Source organism: Fusobacterium perfoetens, assembly GCF_021531475.1.
GTDB lineage: Bacteria > Fusobacteriota > Fusobacteriia > Fusobacteriales > Fusobacteriaceae > Fusobacterium_B.
Map to the genome: position 1 here is coordinate 1 of NZ_JADYTX010000037.1, position 22,299 is coordinate 22,299.

At 30.0% G+C, this 22,299-nt stretch carries 22 protein-coding genes; 14 read left to right on the forward strand and 8 right to left on the reverse strand.

Annotation, left to right across the window (positions count from 1 at the left end):
• Positions 1 to 52 precede the first annotated feature (52 nt).
• Together I6E15_RS08250 and I6E15_RS08255 are read left to right on the forward strand one after the other, a co-directional pair.
• Positions 53 to 1,150 carry a hypothetical protein gene (locus tag I6E15_RS08250; protein WP_235247348.1) on the forward strand — a complete coding sequence of 366 codons (1,098 nt, stop codon included), beginning with the start codon at positions 53 to 55 and terminating at the stop codon, positions 1,148 to 1,150.
• 47 nt (positions 1,151 to 1,197) lie between these two features.
• Positions 1,198 to 2,367: a M20 family metallopeptidase gene (locus tag I6E15_RS08255; RefSeq protein ID WP_235247349.1), complete on the forward strand. Its 1,170-nt coding sequence runs from the start codon at positions 1,198 to 1,200 to the stop codon at positions 2,365 to 2,367.
• A 58-nt stretch (positions 2,368 to 2,425) separates the two neighbouring features.
• On the opposite strand, the gene I6E15_RS08260 is transcribed toward I6E15_RS08255, so the two are convergent.
• Entirely contained in the window at positions 2,426 to 2,803 is a 378-nt protein-coding gene (locus I6E15_RS08260) for a RidA family protein (RefSeq protein WP_235247350.1), read from the reverse strand.
• A gap of 144 nt (positions 2,804 to 2,947) precedes the next feature.
• On the opposite strand from I6E15_RS08260, the gene I6E15_RS08265 reads away from it, so the two are divergent.
• From I6E15_RS08265 to I6E15_RS08295, 7 genes are all read left to right on the forward strand, one after another.
• A complete protein-coding gene (locus I6E15_RS08265) occupies positions 2,948 to 3,817 on the forward strand; it encodes an RluA family pseudouridine synthase (protein WP_235247351.1) in 870 nt (289 codons plus the stop codon).
• Between the two features lie 141 nt (positions 3,818 to 3,958).
• Entirely contained in the window at positions 3,959 to 4,966 is a 1,008-nt protein-coding gene (gene gap / locus I6E15_RS08270) for a type I glyceraldehyde-3-phosphate dehydrogenase (RefSeq protein ID WP_177162092.1), read from the forward strand.
• A 111-nt stretch (positions 4,967 to 5,077) separates the two neighbouring features.
• Positions 5,078 to 6,277, forward strand: a complete 1,200-nt coding sequence (locus I6E15_RS08275) for a phosphoglycerate kinase (RefSeq protein WP_235247352.1) — start codon at positions 5,078 to 5,080, stop codon at positions 6,275 to 6,277.
• Between the two features lie 246 nt (positions 6,278 to 6,523).
• On the forward strand, positions 6,524 to 7,396 hold the full coding sequence (locus I6E15_RS08280; protein ID WP_235247353.1) for a carbohydrate ABC transporter permease: 873 nt from the start codon (positions 6,524 to 6,526) through the stop codon (positions 7,394 to 7,396).
• Positions 7,396 to 8,205: a carbohydrate ABC transporter permease gene (locus tag I6E15_RS08285; protein ID WP_177162095.1), complete on the forward strand. Its 810-nt coding sequence runs from the start codon at positions 7,396 to 7,398 to the stop codon at positions 8,203 to 8,205. Before I6E15_RS08280 ends, I6E15_RS08285 begins: the two co-directional genes overlap by 1 nt.
• Before the next feature lie 12 nt (positions 8,206 to 8,217).
• Entirely contained in the window at positions 8,218 to 9,519 is a 1,302-nt protein-coding gene (locus I6E15_RS08290) for an ABC transporter substrate-binding protein (RefSeq protein WP_235247354.1), read from the forward strand.
• A gap of 23 nt (positions 9,520 to 9,542) precedes the next feature.
• Complete coding sequence (locus I6E15_RS08295) at positions 9,543 to 10,661, forward strand: ABC transporter ATP-binding protein (protein WP_235247355.1); 1,119 nt, start codon at positions 9,543 to 9,545, stop codon at positions 10,659 to 10,661.
• Positions 10,662 to 10,729: 68 nt separating this feature from the next.
• Here the strand turns inward: I6E15_RS08295 and trxA are convergent, their stop codons facing one another.
• Complete coding sequence (trxA, locus tag I6E15_RS08300) at positions 10,730 to 11,032, reverse strand: thioredoxin (protein WP_177162098.1); 303 nt, start codon at positions 11,030 to 11,032, stop codon at positions 10,730 to 10,732.
• 17 nt (positions 11,033 to 11,049) lie between these two features.
• Positions 11,050 to 11,406: a CoA-binding protein gene (locus I6E15_RS08305; RefSeq protein ID WP_235247356.1), complete on the reverse strand. Its 357-nt coding sequence runs from the start codon at positions 11,404 to 11,406 to the stop codon at positions 11,050 to 11,052.
• 96 nt (positions 11,407 to 11,502) lie between these two features.
• Here I6E15_RS08305 and I6E15_RS08310 point away from each other — a divergent pair, with 96 nt between their 5' ends.
• From I6E15_RS08310 to I6E15_RS08325, 4 genes are all read left to right on the forward strand, one after another.
• A complete protein-coding gene (locus tag I6E15_RS08310) occupies positions 11,503 to 12,171 on the forward strand; it encodes a Crp/Fnr family transcriptional regulator (RefSeq protein ID WP_235247357.1) in 669 nt (222 codons plus the stop codon).
• 216 nt (positions 12,172 to 12,387) lie between these two features.
• Complete coding sequence (purF, locus tag I6E15_RS08315) at positions 12,388 to 13,839, forward strand: amidophosphoribosyltransferase (RefSeq protein ID WP_235247358.1); 1,452 nt, start codon at positions 12,388 to 12,390, stop codon at positions 13,837 to 13,839.
• Positions 13,796 to 15,229, forward strand: coding sequence for an adenylosuccinate lyase (gene purB, locus I6E15_RS08320; protein WP_235247359.1), 1,434 nt, complete (start codon positions 13,796 to 13,798; stop codon positions 15,227 to 15,229). Before purF ends, purB begins: the two co-directional genes overlap by 44 nt.
• 64 nt (positions 15,230 to 15,293) lie before the next feature.
• Entirely contained in the window at positions 15,294 to 16,568 is a 1,275-nt protein-coding gene (locus I6E15_RS08325) for an adenylosuccinate synthase (RefSeq protein WP_235247360.1), read from the forward strand.
• A gap of 28 nt (positions 16,569 to 16,596) precedes the next feature.
• Here I6E15_RS08325 and I6E15_RS08330 read toward each other — a convergent pair whose 3' ends face one another.
• The 5 genes from I6E15_RS08330 to I6E15_RS08350 form a co-directional block, all read right to left on the reverse strand.
• Positions 16,597 to 16,827: a DUF1653 domain-containing protein gene (locus I6E15_RS08330; protein ID WP_235247361.1), complete on the reverse strand. Its 231-nt coding sequence runs from the start codon at positions 16,825 to 16,827 to the stop codon at positions 16,597 to 16,599.
• Between the two features lie 82 nt (positions 16,828 to 16,909).
• Positions 16,910 to 18,421 carry a glutamate--tRNA ligase gene (gene gltX, locus I6E15_RS08335; RefSeq protein WP_235247362.1) on the reverse strand — a complete coding sequence of 504 codons (1,512 nt, stop codon included), beginning with the start codon at positions 18,419 to 18,421 and terminating at the stop codon, positions 16,910 to 16,912.
• An 87-nt stretch (positions 18,422 to 18,508) separates the two neighbouring features.
• A complete protein-coding gene (gene prfB / locus I6E15_RS08340; protein WP_235247366.1) occupies positions 18,509 to 19,606 on the reverse strand; it encodes a peptide chain release factor 2 in 1,098 nt (365 codons plus the stop codon).
• Positions 19,607 to 19,615: 9 nt separating this feature from the next.
• The gene (acpS, locus tag I6E15_RS08345) at positions 19,616 to 19,987 is read right to left on the reverse strand and encodes a holo-ACP synthase (RefSeq protein ID WP_235247363.1); all 372 of its coding nucleotides are present in this window, start codon (positions 19,985 to 19,987) and stop codon (positions 19,616 to 19,618) included.
• Positions 19,988 to 19,995: 8 nt separating this feature from the next.
• On the reverse strand, positions 19,996 to 20,754 hold the full coding sequence (locus tag I6E15_RS08350; protein ID WP_235247364.1) for a TatD family hydrolase: 759 nt from the start codon (positions 20,752 to 20,754) through the stop codon (positions 19,996 to 19,998).
• 444 nt (positions 20,755 to 21,198) lie between these two features.
• Here I6E15_RS08350 and I6E15_RS08355 point away from each other — a divergent pair, with 444 nt between their 5' ends.
• Positions 21,199 to 22,203 carry a bile acid:sodium symporter family protein gene (locus I6E15_RS08355; protein ID WP_235247365.1) on the forward strand — a complete coding sequence of 335 codons (1,005 nt, stop codon included), beginning with the start codon at positions 21,199 to 21,201 and terminating at the stop codon, positions 22,201 to 22,203.
• The last annotated feature ends 96 nt before the right edge of the window (positions 22,204 to 22,299 follow it).

Sequence of the window (22,299 nt, forward strand, 5' to 3'; positions counted from 1 at the left end):
TTAGACATACATTACCAACTTTCTTATATTTTTTAATTTGTTGATAATATATATGTGTCCTTTATGGGTATCATATCAAACAGCTTTATTATTTTTAGTGGGATACTGGACAATATTTCCAGCTAATATACTTGAAGTTGCTGGATTTGGACCAAGTATTATACAGGTTTCTATGTTTTTATTAATAACACATATGGGAACAATGATAAGTGTAAAAGAGCTTATTGCTCAATGGAAAACTTTCGCTATATCAATTATTGGAATTTGTGGAATTTGTTTTGGAACTCTTATTTTAGGAAAATTATTTTTTCCTTGGGATATGTTAGTAGTTGCCACTCCACCATTAACAGGAGGAGTAGTTGCGTCAGTTATAATGTCTCAAGCAGCTACTGCTAAAGGGTTACCAACTCTAGCTGTATTAGCAGTTGGTATGTATGTAATGCAAGGATTTGCAGGATATCCATTGACGGCTATTACATTAAATATAGAAGGAAAAAGACTTCTTAAAAAATTTAGAAATGGTGAGATTCAAAAAAGAGAGGTAAACTCAGAAGAAGGAGAGAAAAAAACTCTTTTACCTCAATTACCTAAAAAATATCAAACAACTTATATATTACTTTTAAAACTAGGAATTTTAGTTCAAACAAGTATATTTTTAACAAACTTAATGAATAAAGCTGTTTCAGAATTTGTAATTTGTCTAGTTGTAGGAGCAATAGCAGCTGAGATAGGATTTATAGAAAGAAGACCTCTTAATTTATCTGGAACTTTTGGATTTTTTATGACAGGACTTATGGCATTTATTTTTGGAGGACTTGCTAAAGCTACACCGGAAATGATAAAAGAATTAATTATACCTTTTATAGGAATAATAGGATTTGGAGTAGCAGGTTTAGTTATTTTCTCAATAATAGCAGCAAAAATATTTAAAGAGTCTATTCCTATGGCAATAGCAATATCTTTAAATGCACTGTATGGTTTCCCGGTAAATTATACTTTGACAAATGATGCAGCAATGGCTTTGGGAAAAACTGGAGAAGAAGTAGATTTCTTAACAGGAGAGATGTTGCCAAAAATGTTAATAGGAGGATTTGCTTCTGTTACTATAGTTTCTGTTATTATTGCAGGAATATTCGCAAAAATGTTATAAAAGATATATAATATATTAGAACAGAAAAAAATACTAGGAGGAATAGAATGGAGATAAAAGAGTTAGCTAAAAAATATAAAGATTATGTAGTAGGACTTAGAAGAGAGTTTCACCAAATGCCAGAACCAAGTTTACAAGAATATAAAACTTCTAAAAGAATTCAAGAAGAATTAGATAAAATGGGAGCAAAATATAAAGTAGTTGCAGGAACAGGTGTAGTAGTAGAAATTGGAGGAAAGAAACCAGGAAAAAAAGTGGCTCTTAGAGCTGATATAGATGGTTTATCAGTTAATGAATGTACAGGTGTAGATTATGCTTCAAAAAATTGTGGAATGATGCATGCTTGCGGACATGATGGACATATATCAATGCTTTTAGGAGCAGCAAGAATTCTTAAAGATATAGAAGATGAAATCAATGGAACAGTAAAATTATATTTCCAACCAGCTGAAGAAGTAGCAGCAGGAGCTAAAGCAATGATAGAAGCTGAACCGTTAAAAGGTGTTGTAGATGGTTGCTTTGGGATACATTTGTGGTCAGATATTCCAGTTGGAAAAATCTCTGTTGAAGCAGGACCAAGAATGGCATCAGCTGATGTATTAAAAATAGAAATAAAAGGAAAAGGTGGACACGGTTCTTTACCACATCAAGCAATAGATTCAGTTGTAGCTGGTTCAGCTCTTGTAATGAATTTACAACCAATAGTAAGTAGAGAAATAAGTCCAGTAGATTCAGCAGTTATAACAATAGGATCTTTCCATTCAGGAACAAGATTTAATGTAATTGCAAATCAAGCAACTTTAGAGGGAACAGTTCGTACATTCAGTAAAGATACTCAAAAGAAAGTTGAAGCTGCTATAAGAAGAGTTGTAAAATCTACTTGTGAAGCTTATAGAACAGAAGGTGAAGTTATATATAATTATGGAACAACTCCAGTAATAAATGATGAAAGATGTTCTGCTATAGCTGAAAAATCAGTAGAAAAACTTCTTGGAAAAGAAGGGCTTACAAAATTTGAAAAAATAACAGGAGCAGAAGATTTTTGTTACTTTATGGAAGAAGTTCCAGGAGCATTAGCTTTTATTGGAATAAGAAATCCAGAAAAAAATGCTGACTATCCACATCACCATGAAAAATTTAATATGGACGAAGATGGATTAGAATATGGAATGGGACTATATGCACAATTTGTAGTTGATTTCTTAAATAATTATTAATAAATAATGTGTAGATAAAAAATTAGAGCTGGAATAAAAACCAGCTCTTTTTAAATTATTATTTAACAGCGATAAGTTCTATTTCAACTTTAACATCTTTAGGAAGTCTAGCAACTTCAACACAAGCTCTAGCTGGTTTTACATCTCCAAGATATTCAGCATAAACTTCATTGATAGCTCCAAAGTCATCCATATTTTTTATAAAGCAAGTAGCTTTAACTACATCTTTAAAAGAATATCCAGCTTCGTCAAGGATAGCTTTTAAGTTTTCTAAAGATTGTCTAGTTTGAGCTTTAACATCATCAGATACTAAAGTCATAGTTTCTGGAATAAATGGGATTTGACCAGATATGTATAAAGTTCCATTTACTTCGATAGCTTGAGAGTAAGGTCCTAAAGCTGCAGGTGCTTTTGGTGTATTTATTATTCTTTTCATAAAAAATCCTCCTTAAATATTAATTGTTTCTATTTAAATGATACCATATAAAAGTTTAAAAATAAAGAGAAATTACTTTGCCTTGATAAAAAACATAATAGATGGTATAATTCTAATAAAATCAAAATAAAAAAAGGAAAATTTATGAAGAAATTTATAATCGAGCCAGAATATAATAATTTAAAAGTAGGAGAATACCTTAAAGGAATAAAAGGTTATTCTACAAGAAATTTAAGAAATGCTGATGTTTACTTAAATGGAAAAAAAGTAAAACTTGATAAAAAAATAAAAAAATTAAATAGACTTGTGGTTGTTGAAAAGGAAAAAGGAACTAATATAGCTCCTATTCCAATGGATTTAGATATAGTTTATGAGGATAAAAACTTATTAATAGTAAACAAACCACCTCAACTAGTAGTTCATCCAACTCAAAAAAAAGTTGATAAAACATTGGCTAACGGAATAGTAGATTATTTTCTAAAAACGACAGGAAAAACAGTTGTTCCAAGATTTTATAATAGACTTGATATGGATACTTCAGGGCTTATAGTTATAACTAAAAATGCTTTCACTCAAGCTTTCCTACAAGATAAAGCGAAGGTAAAAAAGTATTATCAAGCTGTTGTAGAGGGGATAGTTGAAAAAGATGAATTTTATATAGAAAGACCAATAGGACGTGTTGGAGAAAATATAAAAAGAGAGGAACTTTCTGTAGAAGAGGGAGGACAAGAGGCAAAAACTTTTGTTAAAGTTTTAAAAAGATATCCAGAAAAAAATATTTCTTTGATAGAATTAGAACTTTTCACTGGAAGAACTCATCAAATAAGAGTGCATATGTCTTTAGAGGGACATCCAATAGTTGGAGACTCTCTTTATGGACCTGAAGAACAACCTGTTCCAAGACAATTTCTTCACGCATATAAATTAATCGTAAAAAATCCTGAAACTTTAGAGGATATGACAATAGAGATTTCTTTGCCTAATGATATGAATGAGTTTTTAAATATCAAATAATAACCAAAAAAATGGTCAAAATTAATCTATCATAAAATTGACAAAAGTGTAATAAGTGCGTATAATAAGCGTATAGATTAATAGTGTACTTAAAAAAATTAATTATAATAGAAAAGAAAGATATTCAAGGAGGAATTTTAAATGGCAGTTAAAGTAGCAATTAATGGATTCGGAAGAATAGGAAGATTAGCATTAAGATTAATGGTTCAAAACCCTGAGTTTGACGTTGTAGCAATCAACGACTTAACAGACGCTCACATGCTAGCTCACTTATTCAAATATGACTCAGCACAAGGAAGATTCAACGGAACTATCGAAGTTAAAGAAGACGCTTTCGTAGTTAACGGAAAAGAAATAAAAGTATTTGCACAAGCAGATCCAGCAAACTTACCTTGGGGAGAATTAGGTGTAGACGTAGTATTAGAATGTACTGGATTCTTCACTAAAAAAGAAAAAGCAGAAGCTCATATCCAAGCAGGAGCTAAAAAAGTAGTTATTTCTGCACCAGCTACTGGAGATCTTAAAACAATAGTTTACAACGTAAACGACAATATATTAGATGGAACTGAAACAGTTATATCAGGAGCTTCTTGTACAACTAACTGTTTAGCACCAATGGCTAAAGCATTAAACGACAACTTTGGAATCGTTGAAGGATTAATGACAACTATCCACGCTTATACAAATGACCAAAACACATTAGACGGACCACACAGAAAAGGAGATTTAAGAAGAGCTAGAGCTGCTGCTGCAAACATCACTCCTAACACAACTGGAGCTGCAAAAGCAATCGGATTAGTTATCCCTGAATTAAAAGGAAAATTAGACGGAGCTGCTCAAAGAGTACCAGTAATAACTGGATCAATCACTGAATTAGTAACAGTATTAGCTAAACCAGTAACAGTAGAAGAAGTTAACGCTGCTATGAAAGCTGCTTCAACAGAATCTTTCGGATACACTGAAGAAGAATTAGTATCAAGCGATATCGTAGGAATCAACTATGGATCATTATTTGATGCTACTCAAACTAAAGTTATGACAGTTGGAGACAAACAATTAGTTAAAACTGTAGCTTGGTATGACAACGAAATGTCTTACACTTCTCAATTAATCAGAACTCTTAAAAAATTCGTTGAATTAGCAAAATAGTTCTAATTAAAGACTGATAGAAGTAACAAAATAAATACAAATGAATAACGGAACCTTATGGGTTCCGTTTTTTATAAGATAAATTATTGAAAATATATTAGGAGGACTAAAATGGCAAAACAAATCGTAACAGATTTAGATGTAAGAGATAAAAAAGTTCTTATGAGAGTGGACTTTAACGTTCCAATGAAAGATGGAAAAATAACTAACGATAACAGAATAGTTGCAGCATTACCAACTATAAAATATGTATTAGAAAATGGTGGAAAAGTTATCGCTTTCTCTCATTTAGGAAAAGTAAAAACAGAAGAAGATTTAAAAACTAAATCAATAAGACCAGCTGCTGAAAGATTAGCAGAACTTTTAGGAAAAGAAGTTAAATTCGTTCCAGCTACAAGAGGAGCAGAATTAGAAGAAGCTATCGCAAATCTAAAATCTGGAGAAATAATGATGTTTGAAAATACTAGATTTGAAGATTTAGACGGTAAAAAAGAATCTAAAAACGATCCTGAATTAGGAAAATACTGGGCATCTTTAGGAGATTTATTTGTAAACGATGCTTTTGGTACAGCTCACAGAGCTCACGCATCTAACATCGGAATCGCTGCAAACATTGGAGAAGGAAAATCTGCTGCTGGATTCTTAATGGAAAAAGAAATAAAATTCATAGGAGAAGCTGTTGATTCTCCAGTAAGACCTTTAGTTGCTATCTTAGGAGGAGCTAAAGTTTCTGATAAAATAGGAGTTATAGAAAACTTATTAGTTAAAGCTGACAAAGTTCTTGTTGGTGGAGCTATGATGTTTACATTCTTAAGAGCTTTAGGAAAAAATACAGGAACATCTTTAGTTGAAGAAGATAAAATAGAACTTGCAAAAGCATTAATCGAAAAATCTAACGGAAAATTAGTTCTTCCAATAGATACAGTAGTTGCTGCTAAATTCGATAACGATGCACCTCATACAACAGTTTCTGTTGATGAAATACCAGCTGACCAAATGGGATTAGATGTTGGAGCAGGAACAATAGAATTATTTGCAAAAGAAATAGCTGCTGCAAAAACTGTAGTATGGAATGGACCAATGGGTGTATTCGAAATGCCTAACTATGCAAAAGGAACTATCGGAGTTTGTGAAGCAATAGCTAACTTACAAGGAGCTACAACAATAATCGGTGGAGGAGACTCAGCTGCAGCTGCAATGCAACTTGGATATGCTGACAAATTCACTCACATCTCTACTGGTGGAGGAGCATCACTTGAATACTTAGAAGGAAAAGAATTACCAGGTGTAGTTTCTATTTCTGATAAATAATTATCGCTAATACAACTCAATAATATAAATAAAAATCCTTGCGAAAGCAAGGGTTTTTATTTTGTGAAAAAATATCTAAATTATTTAAAATTTTTAAATGGTTTGGATATTTTTTTTATTAATTTTATGTAAAAAAATCTTTTAATGTAAAATTAAGGTAAAAATATTAAAAGATCAGTAAAGGAATTTGTCAAACTCTAGAAACTGTTTTATACTGAAATAGTAGAACAATTTTAGGAGGAAAAAATGAAGTTAAAGAGAGATGAAAATATTGGAATACTATTTGCTCTTCCTACTTTAATAGTAACTTTTATCTTTTCTATCTACCCACTTTTTAAAACATTTATATACGCATTTTCTTTTACAGATGAAAAAGGTAAGATAGTAGAATATGCTGGTCTTGAAAATTTTTATGAATTATTTACAGATCCAGCTTTTTATTCTAGTTTAATTGCAACTTTTAAGTTTGCTATTATAACAGTTACTTTGAGCATTATGATTTCATTATTTTTAGCAATTTTGTGTAACGAAAAAATTAAGGGAATTGGATTTTTCAGAATGGTATTTTCGTCAAGTTTAGGGGTATCAATTTCTGCATCAGCATCTGTGGTACTATTTATGTTTCATCCAAGTTTAGGAATAATTAATGAAATAATAGAAATTTGTGGTGGAACTCCAATAAACTGGTTAACAGATTCAAAGTATGCTTTAATCACTGTTGCAATATCAACTATATGGATGAATATAGGATTTGGGTTTCTTGTTTTGACAGCTGGTTTACAAAATATTAGTGCTGATGTAGATGAAAGTTGTTTAATGGACGGGGCAGGATATTTTACAAAATTATTTAAAGTAACAATTCCATTACTAAGTCCAAGTATATTTTATTTAGTTATAACAACTACTCTGAAAGCTTTCCAAAGTTTTGGACAAGTAGATATATTAACAGGTGGAGGACCAAACAACTCAACAAACTTTTTAGTTTATAGTATTTATAAAACAGCCTTTTCAAACTATAGATTTGATTATGCAAGTGTTCAAGGTGTTATCCTTTTATTAATAATAGTTATTATAATGTTATCTAAATCAAAATTACAAAAGAAGGTGCATTACCAATAATGAAAAAAAATAATTTAATAATATATGTTTTACTTTTTATATCTACAATAATTATATTTTTTCCACTAATATATGCTTTACTTGCTAGTTTTATGGAAACAGGTGATATTGTTAGAGGAAATATTATTCCTAGAAGTATCCATTTAGAAAATTATCAAGAACTTATGGGAGTATTCCCAATGGGAAGATTTTTCGCCAACAGCGTAATTACTTCAACAGTTGGAATGATTTTCCAAGTAATAATTTGTAGTATGGCTGCATATGCGATAGTTTTTGTAGATTTTAAAATGAAAAAATTAGTTTCTTTTGTCATAGCACTTGCTATGTTTATACCTTGGGAAACAATATTTGTTCCAAACTACATAACAATTTTAAAATGGGGATTATTAAATAAAAGAATATCAATAGTTCTACCATTTTTAACAAGTGGACTTGGAATATTTTTAATGGTACAACAATTTAAAACTTTAAATAAGTCTTTAATTGAGGCAGCAAAGATAGATGGTTGTGGACATATGTTTATTTATTCAAAAATAGTTTTACCGCTATCAAAAGGTGTACTAAGTACATGGGCAATATATTCATTCTTACATTTATGGAATATGTATTTATGGCCTTTGATGATTTCTACAAGACCAGAATCAAGAACTATACAAATAGGTTTAAAAATGTTGAAATCTGAAGAACAAACAAACTTTGGAAGATTGATGGCAGGTGTAGTACTAGTAATAGTACCATCATTAATAGTGTTATTTTTAGGACAAAAACAATTACAAAAAGGGCTAACATCAGGAGCTCTAAAAGAATAAAATGGAGGAAATATGAAATTAAGAAAATTATCAATGTTGTTATTAGGAATGGCTTTATCAGTTGGAACTTATGCTAAAGAAAATATAGTTTTCTGGCACGCAATGACAGGAGAGGGGCAAAAAGCACTTGAAAAAATAGTAGACGATTACAATAAATCTCAAGACGAAGTAGTTGTAGATGCTATATTCCAGGGGTCATATGAAGAGTCAATAGTAAAATTTAAAGCAGTTTCAGGAACAAAAGAAGTTCCAGATTTAGTTCAAATGAATGACGTTTCAACTTCATTTATGTATAGAAGTGGAGCTGTAGTTCCAATGTATGAATTTATAAAAGAAGATAAAAATTTTGATGAAAGTAAATTAGAAGATGTTTTATTAAACTATTATAGAATTAATGGTAAATTATATTCAATGCCTTTTAACTCTTCAACAGCTATATTAGTATATAATAAAGATGCTTTTAGAGAAGTTGGATTAGATCCAGAAAAAGCTCCAAAAAGTTATAAAGAGATTGAAGAATATTCTAGAAAATTAGTAAAAACTAATAAAAATGGTGTTGTGGATAGATATGGTTTCTCAATAATATCTTATGCTTGGTTTATAGAACAACTTTTAGCAAATGACAATAGTTTATATGTTGATGAAGAAAATGGAAGAAATGGAAAATTACCAACAAAAGTAGTTTATGGAAAACAATTACCAGTTATTCTTGATTGGATGAGAAGAATGAATACAGAAAAATTAGCTACAAACTACGGTAGAGAATGGAATACAACAAGAAGTGCTTTCAACTCAGGAAAAGTTGCAATGTTTTTAGACTCATCAGCTGGAATAACAGGAGTTATAAAAAATTCTAACTTTGAAGTAGGTACAGCATTTATTCCAAATGAAAGTGGAGAATTTAATGGAAGTATAATAGGTGGAGCTTCTCTTTGGATAACAAAATCAGAAAATAAAGCAAAACAAAAAGCCGCTTGGGATTTCGTAAAATATGCAACTTCAAAAGATGTTCAAGCATTCTGGTCATCTAAAACAGGATATTTCCCAGTAAATAAAGAATCTTATGATACAGATTTAATGAAAGTAACTATGGAAAAAATGCCACAATTTAAAACTATTGTAGAAGAATTAGAAGCAACAAATAAAAATACAGCTACACAAGGAGCTATTTTAGGAGTATTCCCAGATGTTAGAGAAAAAATGGTAGAAGCAATGGAAGCTGTATCAGAAGGAAAAGATTCTAAAAAAGAAGCTCAAAATGTAGAAAAAGCTTCAAATAGAATAATATCAAGATATAATAGGATAAATAAATAGTCCGTTATTATTTTGGAGGAAAGATGTCAAAAGTAATTTTAAAAAAAGTAGAAAAAGTATATGAAAATGGATTTAAAGCAGTTTATGGAATTGATTTAGAGATAAAAGATGGAGAGTTTATGGTTTTTGTAGGACCATCTGGTTGTGCAAAATCAACAACTTTAAGAATGATAGCAGGTTTAGAAGAAATAAGCGGAGGAGAAATTTGGATAGGAGATAAATTAGTAAATGATCTTCCACCAAAAGAAAGAGGAATAGCAATGGTATTCCAAAACTATGCTCTTTATCCTCATATGACTGTATATGAAAATATGGCTTTTGGTCTTCAAATTGCAAAAGTTGATAAAGAAGAAATTGATAGAAGAGTAAAAGAAGCTTCTAAAAAATTGGAGATAACAGATCTTCTTGATAGAAAACCAAAAGAGATGTCAGGAGGTCAAAGACAAAGAGTAGCTGTTGGAAGAGCTATTGTTAGAAAACCAAAAGTATTTCTTTTTGACGAGCCACTATCAAACCTTGATGCAAAATTAAGAGTTTCAATGAGGGTAAAAATAACAGAACTTCATAAACAATTAAAAGAAGAGGGACAAACAGCCACAATGATCTATGTAACTCACGATCAAGTGGAAGCAATGACAATGGGAGATAGAATTTGTGTATTAAATAAAGGGAAAATAATGCAAGTTGACACTCCAGTAAATCTATATAACAAACCAAAAAATCGTTTTGTAGCAGGATTTATAGGAAGTCCAGCGATGAACTTTATAACAGGAAAATTAATAAAAAATTCTCAACATATGATATTCTCATTTGGCGATAAAAAATCATTAGTTATCCCTCAGAAATTTGAAGAAAAATTACTAGACTATATTGGAAAAGATGTTATATTGGGAATTCGTCCAGAACATATTTCAGTTAATGAAACAAATGAAAGTAAATCAATTCAAGGAAAAATAGGAATTGTTGAAAATATGGGAAATGAGCAATTTATACATTTTGAAATAGATGGTGTAAGTCTTGTAAGTAGAACAGAACTAAAAAAAGATGAAGTTTTAAAATACAATGATATAAAAGATTTCTATTTTGATACTGAGAAAATTCATATTTTTGACAAAGAAACAGAAATAAATATTTTATTATAAGAACAAATAAAAAACTCCACTTCTTAATCTTATTTATAGAATAAAAAGTGGAGTTTTATTTTAGTTTATTATTTTGTAAGTTCTACTAATTCGTCTTTTGATAAAAGTCCAACAGATTTTTTAACAACTTCTCCGTCTTTGAAAAGTAATAAAGTAGGAATACTCATTACTCTAAATTGAGAAGCAAGTTCTGGTTGTTCATCGACATTGATTTTTCCAACTTTAACATTAGTATATTCATTAGCGAAATCTTCTAGGATTGGTCCTAAAGCTCTACAAGGTCCACACCAAGTAGCCCAGAAATCTACTAAAACTAGTCCTTTAGAATTTAAAACTTCTTCATTAAAATTTTCTTTTGTTATATTAAGCATATTATCACTCCTTTAGATTATTTTTTATATAAAGATAAACCAACTAAAAGACATCCCTCTATAAAAGGATAATTTTTTTCTTTTAGATAAGTTATTAACTCTTCACTTTCAGCACCAGGTTGAATCACAATTCCCTTGAAAGATTTTGTACACTCTTTCATTAAACGAAGTCCCTCTTTTGAGTTGATACAAAGATCAATAACATCGATTTCATCAGGAATATCATTTAAAGATTTTAACTCTTTTCCAACAGAAAATATATTATAACCGCTATCAATCATTTTATTTTTTATAATACAAGCATATTTTTTTTCATTTAGAGTATCACCAACTATTGCAAAAGTCTTTTCTTTCATTATTTTTTCTAAATCCACCCTAGTCCCCCTTTCTTGACTTTATATATTAATTATACTATAATACATTAAAAAAAGATGTTGTTTTTACAACAAAAATAAAAAAATGGAGAAAATATGAGAGAATTTTTAGATATTATAAAAAAATCAGAACTTTTTGGAAATCTTACTAATGAAGAGATAGAGATATTATTTAGATGTCTTCAAGTAACAGTGAGAGATTATGAAAAGGGAGAGTATATTTTTAACGCTGGGGAAAAAGAAAAAGAGATAGGTCTTGTTCTTTCTGGAAAAGTTCATATTATTAATGAGGATTATTGGGGAAATAGAAATATTTTATGTGATGTTTTAGAAAGCGAGATTTTTGGAGAAGCTTTTGCTTGTGCTCAGGAAATTCTTCCAGTAAGTGTAGTGGCAATACAAAAGTCTAAGATAATGTTTATAGATTTTACTAGAATAATAAAAACTTGCTCTTTTTCAGCTTCAGTAAGAGAAATTTTAATAAGCAATCTTTTGATAATTTTATCTAAAAATAATATAATTTTAACTTCAAAGATAGAGCATATGTCTAGAAGAAATACTAGGGAAAAACTGTTATCATATCTTTCAGAACAAGCTAAGATAAATAAAAGTTCAAGTTTTTCAATTCCTTTTGATAGACAACAACTGGCTGATTATCTTTGCATAGATAGAAGTGCAATGTCAAATGAACTTTCAAAATTAAAAAAAGAGGGAAAAATTGACTTTGATAAAGAAAAGTTTAAATTATTTTGTGACGAGAATTAAGAATACAGATAAAAAAATGCTCTTTTTATGTTAGAAATTTGGCGAATTGAAAAAAAGTAAAAAAAATAAAAAAAAACTATTGAGTTTTCTCAGGTTTTTTAGTAAAATGTAGCATAAAAATTTTTTATAAAAGTGTAGAGATGATAGAATTTAAAAATCTATTAAAAGTTTAGGAATGGTAACAAATAATTTAAATAATAAAGTATTGGAGGAGTTATGAGAGAAGAGGATGTTCTTAAGGAAGAATGTGGAGTATTTGGAATTTATAATAATGGTTCCATTGAAGATTCTGGAAAGATAGTTTATTATGGATTGTATTCACTACAACACAGAGGTCAAGAAAGTTGTGGGATAGCTGTAATGGACGATATCACTGTTAAACAATATAAAGATATGGGACTTGTTCCAGATGTATTTAGCAATGATATTTTAGAAAAACTTACTGGAAAAATTGCTATAGGTCATGTACGTTACTCTACTGCAGGTGACAGTATAGTACAAAATGCCCAACCCCTTGTTTCAAGATATTTAAAAGGAGCTTTGGCAATCAGTCACAACGGAAACCTAGTTAATGCTTATGAATTAAGAGAAAAATTTGAAAATGAAGGATTCATATTCCAAACTTCAATAGACTCAGAAGTAATAGCTACAGTAATAGCAAGAGAGAGAGTAAAACAACCTTCTGTTGAAGCTGCTGTTAGTAAAATGATGGAAATAGTTGATGGAGCTTATTCATTATTAGTAATGAGTCCTAAAAAACTTATAGCTTGTAGAGATCCTCATGGATTCAGACCTTTATGTATAGGAAAATTAGATGATTCATTCATCGTAGCTTCAGAAAGCTGTGCTTTAGATGCTGTAGGAGCTAAATTCGTTCGTGATGTAGAACCTGGAGAAATAGTAGTAATAGATGAAAATGGAATGAGATCAATAACAACTCATTGTAAAAAAGTAGAGTCTAGCTTATGTATATTTGAATATATCTACTTTGCTCGTCCTGATAGCCGTATAGATGGTGTAAGTGTTTATGAAGCAAGACTTAGAGCTGGACGTCAATTAGCTAAGGAACATCCAGTTGAGGGAGATATAGTTATAGGAGTACCTGATAGTGGACTTGTGGCTGCTATTGGATATGCTGAAGAAAGTGGAATCCCTTATGGAATGGGACTTATCAAAAATCGTTATATAGGAAGAACTTTCATAAGTCCTACTCAATCAAAAAGAGAAGATGGTGTAAGAGTAAAATTAAATGCTCTTAAAGAAAATATAGAGGGAAAAAGAGTTATTTTAATAGATGACTCAATAGTAAGAGGAACAACAATAAGAAGACTTGTAAAAATATTAAAAGAAGCAGGAGCTAAAGAGATTCATATGCGTGTAACTGCTCCTCCATTCTTATGGCCTTGTTATTATGGTACAGATGTTCCTTCAAGAGATAAATTAATAGCAGTTAATCATACAGTAGAAGAGATTGCAAAAATATCAGAACTTGACAGTCTTGGATACTTAGGATTAGAAAATTTAGCAAATATTGCAGAAGGATGCAACTGTAAATTCTGTGACTCTTGTTTTAGTGGAAAATACCCTACAAAAGTAGAACTAGACAATGAGGAGGGAAAAATAAATGAAATCCAAATACGTAAGTCCCCTAACTTCAAGATATGCTAGTAAAGAGATGAGTTATCTTTTTTCGCCAGATTATAAATTTAAAACTTGGCGTAAATTATGGATAGCTTTAGCAGAGACAGAAAAAGAATTAGGACTTAATATTACTCAAGAACAGATAGATCAAATGAAACAATTTCAAGATGATATAAATTATGATGTGGCAGAAGCTAGAGAAAAAGAAGTAAGACACGATGTTATGAGTCACGTTTATGCTTTTGGAACTCAAGCTCCACTTGCTATGCCTATAATTCATCTAGGAGCTACAAGTTGTTATGTTGGAGATAATACAGATATCATCATAATGACAGAGGCTTTAAAACTTGTAAAAAAACAACTTATAAATGTAATAAATGAACTTTCAAAGTTTGCTATGAAATATAGAGAACTTCCAACTTTAGGATTTACTCACTTTCAACCAGCTCAAACTACAACAGTAGGAAAAAGAGCAACACTTTGGTTACAAGATTTGGTAATGGATTTAGAAGATTTAGATCACCAAATTTCAAAAGCAAAACTTTTAGGTTCTAAAGGAACAACAGGAACTCAAGCTAGTTTCTTAGAGTTATTTGATGGAGATTATGAAAAAGTAAAAAAATTAGATCCTATGATAGCTGAGAAAATGGGATTTGACAAATGTTTTGCTGTATCAGGTCAAACATATTCAAGAAAATTAGATAGTCAAATTTTAAATATTTTAAGTGGAATAGCACAAAGTGCTTTTAAATTTAGTAATGATATAAGACTTCTTCAACATCTTAAAGAGATAGAGGAACCTTTTGAAAAACATCAAATAGGTTCATCAGCTATGGCTTATAAAAGAAATCCTATGAGAAGTGAACGTATAAGTTCTCTAGCTCGTTATGTTATTGCTGATGCAATAAATCCTGCAATAACAGCTTCTACTCAATGGTTTGAAAGAACTTTAGATGACTCAGCAAATAAAAGAATAAGTATACCAGAAGCATTTCTTTGTATAGATGGAGTTTTATCATTGTATAGAAATGTAGTAGATGGATTAGTGGTTTATCCTAAAGTTATAGAACAACACTTAAACAGCGAGCTACCATTTATGGCAACAGAAAATATAATGATGGATGCTGTAAAAAAAGGTGGAGACAGACAAGAACTTCATGAAAGAATAAGAGTTCATTCTATGGAAGCTGGTCGTCAAGTAAAAGCAGAGGGAAAACCAAATGATTTATTAGAAAGAATAGCTAATGATAAACTATTTGGACTAACTTTAGAAGAATTACAATCAATTATGGATGCTAAAAACTTCGTAGGTTGTGCTCCTGAGCAAACAAAAGAGTTTATAGAGAATATAGTTAATCCAATTCTTGAAAAAAATAAAGAATTAATAGACAGTCACTCTGAAAGTATAAGGGTATAATTGACTAAATATATTTTTTGTTGTATAATGTAACGTAAAAATTATATTTTTAGGAGGAAAAAATATGGTAAAAGCCATTGTTGGAGCTTGTTGGGGAGATGAAGGAAAAGGAAAAATAACTGATATGTTAGCTTCAGATGCTGATGTAGTTATTCGTTTTCAAGGTGGAAGTAATGCAGGTCATACAATAATAAATGATTATGGAAAATTTGCATTACATCAAATGCCAAGTGGTGTTTTTAATGAAAATACTGTAAATATCATCGGACCTGGTGTTGCGTTTAATATTCCTTATTTTGTTAAAGAAGTAAAATATTTAAAAGATAATGGAATAAAAAATCCTAAAGTTTTAATATCTGATAGAGTACAATTATTAATGCCTTATCACATATTATTGGATACATATGAAGAAGCTAGACTTGCTGATAAAAAATATGGATCTACTAAATCAGGAATAGCACCTTTTTATTCTGATAAATATGCTAAGACAGGTATTCAAATTTGTGATTTATTTAATGAGGATATTCTAAGAGAAAGAATAGAAGCAGCTTGTGAAATAAAAAATATTTTAATAGAGCATTTATATCATAAACCAAAATTAGATCCAAAAGAGATATTTGATGAAGTAATACAATATAGAGATGTTGTAGCACCTTATATTGTAAATACAACAGAATTTCTTAATAAAGCTATAAAAGAAGGAAAAAATATTTTATTAGAGGGACAACTTGGAGCTTTAAAAGATCCTGATCATGGAATTTATCCAATGACTACATCTTCATCTACTTTAGCTGGATTTGGAAGTATTGGAGCAGGAATCCCACCTCATTCAATAGAAAAAGTTTATACAGTAGCAAAAGCTTATTCTTCAGCAGTTGGAGAAGGGGCATTTGTAAGTGAAATTTTTGGTGATGAGGCTCAAGATCTTCGTCTTCGTGGAGGAGACGCAGGAGAGTTTGGAGCTACAACTGGTAGACCAAGAAGAATGGGTTGGTTTGACTGTGTAGCAACTCGTTATGGTTGTATGTTACAAGGAACTACTGATGTAGCTTTTACAGCTATTGATGTTTTAGGTTACCTTGATGAGATACCTGTATGTGTTGGTTATGAAATCAATGGAGAGGTTACAAAAGAATTTCCAGTAACTCCACTTCTTGAAAAAGCAAAACCAGTATATAAAGTTTTACCTGGTTGGAAATGTGATATTAGAGGAATTTCTAAATATGAAGATTTACCAGAAAATGCTAGAAATTATGTAGAATTTATTGAAAAAGAAATAGGATATCCTATTGCAATAGTTTCTAATGGACCAAAAAGAAATGAAATAATATTTAGATAAAATTTAAGGGACGGCAACGTCCCTTATTTTAATCTTTAAATAATTCAAATCTATATTTTTGAGTTACTTCAGGATATTTTATTTTATCAACTTCTGAAGCAAACATTTCATAAGGTCTTGCAAAAATCCCAAAATCTCCATAAAGAGCTTGATAGATTACAAGTTTTTCTTTTGTTTCTGTGTGAGTTGCAATATAAAGTACTTTGTATAAATTTCCTTTAAAGTGCTTATAAGTTTTATTAGTTAAAATCTCTCTCATATTTTCTCCTATGTGTATATCAATAAAAATAAAAAATATAACCTTAAAAAAGGAGCTGATAATCAGCTCCGAATTTATTTTATTAGATATTGCATTTTGCTATCATTCTTTTAATTCTAGCTATAGTTCTTTCTTTACCAATTATAAAGATTAGATTGTATAAATCAGCACCTCTAGGTTCTCCAGTTAATACAGCTCTTAAAGGCATATAAACTTTTGCTGGTCCTTCTCCGATTTCTTCTAATGTATCAGTAAGAAGTTTTTTAGCTTCATCTAAAGGAATATCTTCTGATGGATAGTTTTCTATTTTTTCAAGGAATAATTTTATTGATTTTTTACCAGTTTCATCAGCGATAGCGTTATGAAGTCTTTCTATTCCTTTTCTTTCTTTTTTATCCATATCTTCAGTAACTACTGGTAATTCATATTCATCTCTAAAGTATACAGCAGCTTCATCAGCTATTTCTTTTAAAGTATGAGCGTGTTCTCTTATAATTTCAACTATTCTTTCAAGAGCAACCATCTCTTTATCAGAGATTTCTTCTCCAACAAATCCGTTAGCTCTAAAGAATGGAATAGTCATTTCAGTTAACTCTTTAAGATCTTTTAATCTCATATGTTGGTTATTTATCCAACCAAGTTTAACAAGGTCAAATACAGGTCCTCCAAGAGAAACATTATCTATATTGAAGTTGTCTTTAAATTCATCAAGAGTAAATATCTCTTTTCCTTCTCCAAAAGAGTAAGCCATAAGTCCTAAGAAGTTTAAAAGTCCTTCTTTTAAATATCCATTATCTCTATACCAGTTTAAAGATACAGGATTTTTTCTTTTTGATATTTTTGTTCTGTCACTATTTCTTAAAAGTGGCATATGGATAAATTCAGGTTGTTCCCAACCGAATGCTTTATAAAGTTGAATGTGTTTAGGAGTAGAAGAGATCCATTCTTCAGCTCTTATAACAGTAGTGATTCCCATTAAATGGTCGTCAACAACGTTAGCAAGGTGATATGTAGGGAATCCATCAGCTTTTAATAAAACTTGGTCGTCTATCTTGCTGTTTTCAAAAACTATATCTCCTCTTAGTCTATCGTGGATAACTGTTTCTCCTTCATAAGGCATTTTTAATCTTATAACATATGGTTCTCCAGCAGCTATTTTAGCTTCAACTTCTTCTTTTGAAAGACTTCTACAGTGTCCATCATATCCAGGAGCTTTTTTCATAGCTTTTTGTCTTTCTCTTAAGTTTTCTAATCTTTCTGGAGTACAGAAACAATAGTAAGCTTCACCTTTTTCAACTAATTGTTTTGCATAATCAGCGTAGATGTTAAATCTTTCAGATTGTCTGTAAGGACCACAAGGACCTCCTACATCTGGACCCTCTTGCCAGTTAAGTCCTAACCATCTAAGACTGTCAAAAATCATTTGTTCAGAACCTGGTGTATATCTATTTTGGTCAGTATCCTCTATTCTTAATATAAAATCTCCACCGTGTTTATGGGCAAAAGCTATATTAAACATAGCTATATAGGCAGTACCTACATGTGGGTCTCCTGTTGGAGAAGGAGCAACCCTAGTTCTTATTCTTCTTTCCATTTGAAATCCTCCATAATTAATATTTTTAATACATAATGAGTTTATCATATTTTTAATAATTTTAAAAGTTAAATATTGAAAAAAATATTATTTTTTATTCCATCTTAAGAAACTATTAATAAATTGATCAATATCTCCGTCCATTACAGCTCTAATATTACCAGACTCACAGTTTGTTCTGTGATCTTTTACCATAGTATAAGGTTGGAAAACATAGGATCTAATTTGGTTTCCCCAACCAATATCAGTCTGTTCTCCTTGAAGTTTTTTCATCTCTTCCTCTTTTTTCTTAATCTCAAGGTCAAGAAGTTTAGCTTGTAACACTTTCATTGCTTTTTCTCTGTTTAAAAGCTGAGAACGTTCCTGTTGACAAGTAGTAACAATTCCAGTAGGAAGATGGGTAATTCTAACAGCTGAGTCAGTCATATTAACGTGTTGTCCCCCAGCTCCTCCAGCTCTATAAGTATCTATTCTCAAATCCTCAGGTTTTATATTTACTTCAATATCATCTTCAACCTCTGGTAAAACATCAACAGATGCAAAAGATGTATGACGTTTTTTATTAGCATCAAAAGGAGAAATTCTCACAAGTCTATGAACTCCCTTTTCACATTTTAAATATCCATAAGCGAAAGTTCCTTCAACCAACAATGTGATAGATTTTATTCCCACAGAATCTCCAGCCATAAAATCAAGTTGACTGACTTTATATCCCTTTTCATTAAACCATCTTGAATACATTCTATAAAGCATATCTACCCAATCGCAAGCCTCTGTACCTCCAGCACCTGAATGGATAGTAATTATAGCGTTGTTATTATCATATTTTCCATCTAATAAAAGTTTAGTATCAAGGGTATCTATCTCATTAGCAAGAGATTTGTGTTTTTCTAAAAGTTCCCCTTCAAAATCTTCCTCTCCCATATCAATAAATTCAATAAGAACTTCTTCGTCGTGGTAAAGATTTTCGATTTTTTTATATTCTTCAACAAAATCTTTGTTTTCATTTATTTTTTTGATAATGCTCTGACTGTGATTTTTATCATTCCAAAATCCCTCCTCAGTAGTTTTCTCTTCAAGGGATTTGATAGTTTCTAATCTTTCTTCATATTTTATTGTTTTTTTGATATCTGAGATTTTAGTTTTATAAACTTGAAACTCTCTTTTAAGTTCTAAAATATCAATGTTCATTTTTTATTTTCCTCCCTCAAAAATTATCGCTACTGCTGTGGCATATTCTTTACAATGAGAAATTGAAATATCAACGAAATATTTTTTATTGTAAGATTCTATACTATTTTTAAAAATTACATAGGGTTTACCAAGTTCGTTATTTAACACTTCAATATCAGTTAGAGAAAACTCTCTAAAACCAGTTCCAAGTCCTTTAGAGATAGCCTCCTTTGCAGCAAATCTACCTGCAAAAAACTCAGCTCTACTACCTTTTATTTCAAATAATTTTATTTCATTCTCTGTAAAAACTTTAGTGATAAAATTTGCTTTTTTTGTTGCTTTTTCTATTCTATTTATTTCAATAATATCATTTCCAATTCCGATAAAATTCATATTCTTCCTTAAATTATTTCATAAATTTTTTTAGCATTTTCAGTAGTGATTCTTAAAACTTCTTCAACAGGAATATTTTTTATTTCAGATATTTTTTTTACTACATACTCTGTGTATATAGGTTCATTTCTTTTTCCTCTGAAAGGGACAGGAGTAAGATATGGGGAATCAGTTTCAATAACTAATTTTGAAATATCTATCTTATTCACAAACTCTACAGTTTTTTTAGAATTTTTAAAAGTTAAGACTCCACCGACACCAAAATAATAATTGCTAGGGATATTCATTGCACTTTCAAAACTTCCAGGATAACAATGAACAATTCCTCTTACATTAGGAAATTCATTTAATATCTCAATAGTATCAGCCATAGCATCTCTTGAGTGGATTATAACAGGAAGATTTAATTTTTCGGCAAGTCTCATCTGTTTTCTAAATCCCTCTTTTTGAACTTCTTTTTCATCTTCCATCCAATAATAATCAAGTCCTATCTCTCCAATAGCCACTACTTTTTTATTTTTAGATAGTTCTATTAATTCTTTTTCAACTTCATCATTATACTCAGAAATTGAAGTTGGATGAACTCCTATTGCAGAATAGATAAATGGATAAGTATTGCTGTATTCTACACTAGTTTTTGAAGATGGTAAATCAAATCCAACATTTACAACAAACTCCATTTTTTCTTCTATTCTTTTTAAAACTTCTTCTCTATCTTCATTGAATCTTTCATCATCAAGATGACAATGAGTATCAACAAACTTCATATTTTCGCATCCTTTCTATTAAAAAAATTTTTTAATTTAATATATATTTTACCTTAAATCTCCTTTAAATGCTAGTATTTTTACAAAAATTAACAAAAAAATATTTTTTTTCAAAAAAAGCTTGCAATTTTTTTTAAAATATTGTATCATTTTGCACAAGAAAAAAATAAAAAAAGAAGGAGGTTCTAAGATGAACTTATTAAGCAACTTAAATCTAATAATAAGCATAATAACAATAATTGTCATGTTGGTTATAATAATTATAAGCAATAAATTTTTGCGTACTTTAGATTGTTGCACAGTTCAAAGGAACTTCATTAGAAATAAAATTTTTATATAGTTTTTTATAAAATAAATTTTTAATGTGAAGAGCAATCTAAAGAGGTTGCTCTTTTTTTATTAAGGTTATTAAAAATATTAAATATATAATTGATGGAGGTAGTTATGAGATTTGTAAACAAACTAAGTGATTTTTTAGGAAAATATTTTATCGGATTGGTAGTTACTATGGCTGTTGTAGCACTGGTTTTACCACAACCATTTTTAACTTTGGGAAAAATGAAACCTTTTGGTCAGCCAATAGTTAATGTTGGACTAGGAGTTATTATGTTTGTTATGGGATTGACATTAAAAGTAGAAGATTTTAAAGTAGTTTTCACAAAACCAAAAGAAGTTTTAGTTGGTTGTACAGCTCAATTTGTTGTTATGCCATTTTTAGGATATTTTTTAGCAAAAGCTTTTCATTTACCTAGTGAATTAGCAGTTGGATTAGTTTTACTTGGAACTTGTCCAGGAGGAACAGCAAGTAATGTTATGACTTATTTAGCAAAAGGAGATGTGGCATTATCAGTTGGAATGACAACAGTTTCAACTTTACTTTCTCCACTTCTTACACCAGCACTTACTCTGTTTTTAGCAGGACAATGGGTAGAAGTTAATGCAATGGCAATGTTTTTAAGTATTGTACAAGTAGTTTTAGTTCCAATTTTATTAGGATTGGTAGTTCATTATTTCTTAGATGATTTAGTTACAAAATATTCAAAAGCTTTAGTAATTTTACCAATTGTTTCTATCATCTTAATAATGGGATTATGCGTAGCACCAAACAAAACTAATTTAATGAATTCAGGAGCTTATTTAGTTTTAGCAGTTTGTCTTCATAATTGGGGAGGATTTTTACTTGGATATTTAGTTGGAGAGTTCAGTGGAATGACAGATGCTCAAAAGAAAGCTCTATCAATAGAAGTTGGATTACAAAATTCAGGTTTAGCAGTTGGACTTTCAGCACAATTTAATAATCCATTATGTACTTTACCAGCAGCAGTAGCAACAGTAAGTCATCAATTATCAGGTTCAGTACTTGCTAATGTTTTTTCAGGAAATGTAAATTTCAATTTAGAATTTTTAAAATTAAGAAAAGTAAAAGTTGTTAAAACTAAAATTCAATAAAAAATAAAAAAATTAATTATATAAGACTAACTATTAAATGTCAAGTCAAAAATAAAAAAATTAAATAAATTTGTTAATTTAAAAAAATGCATCACA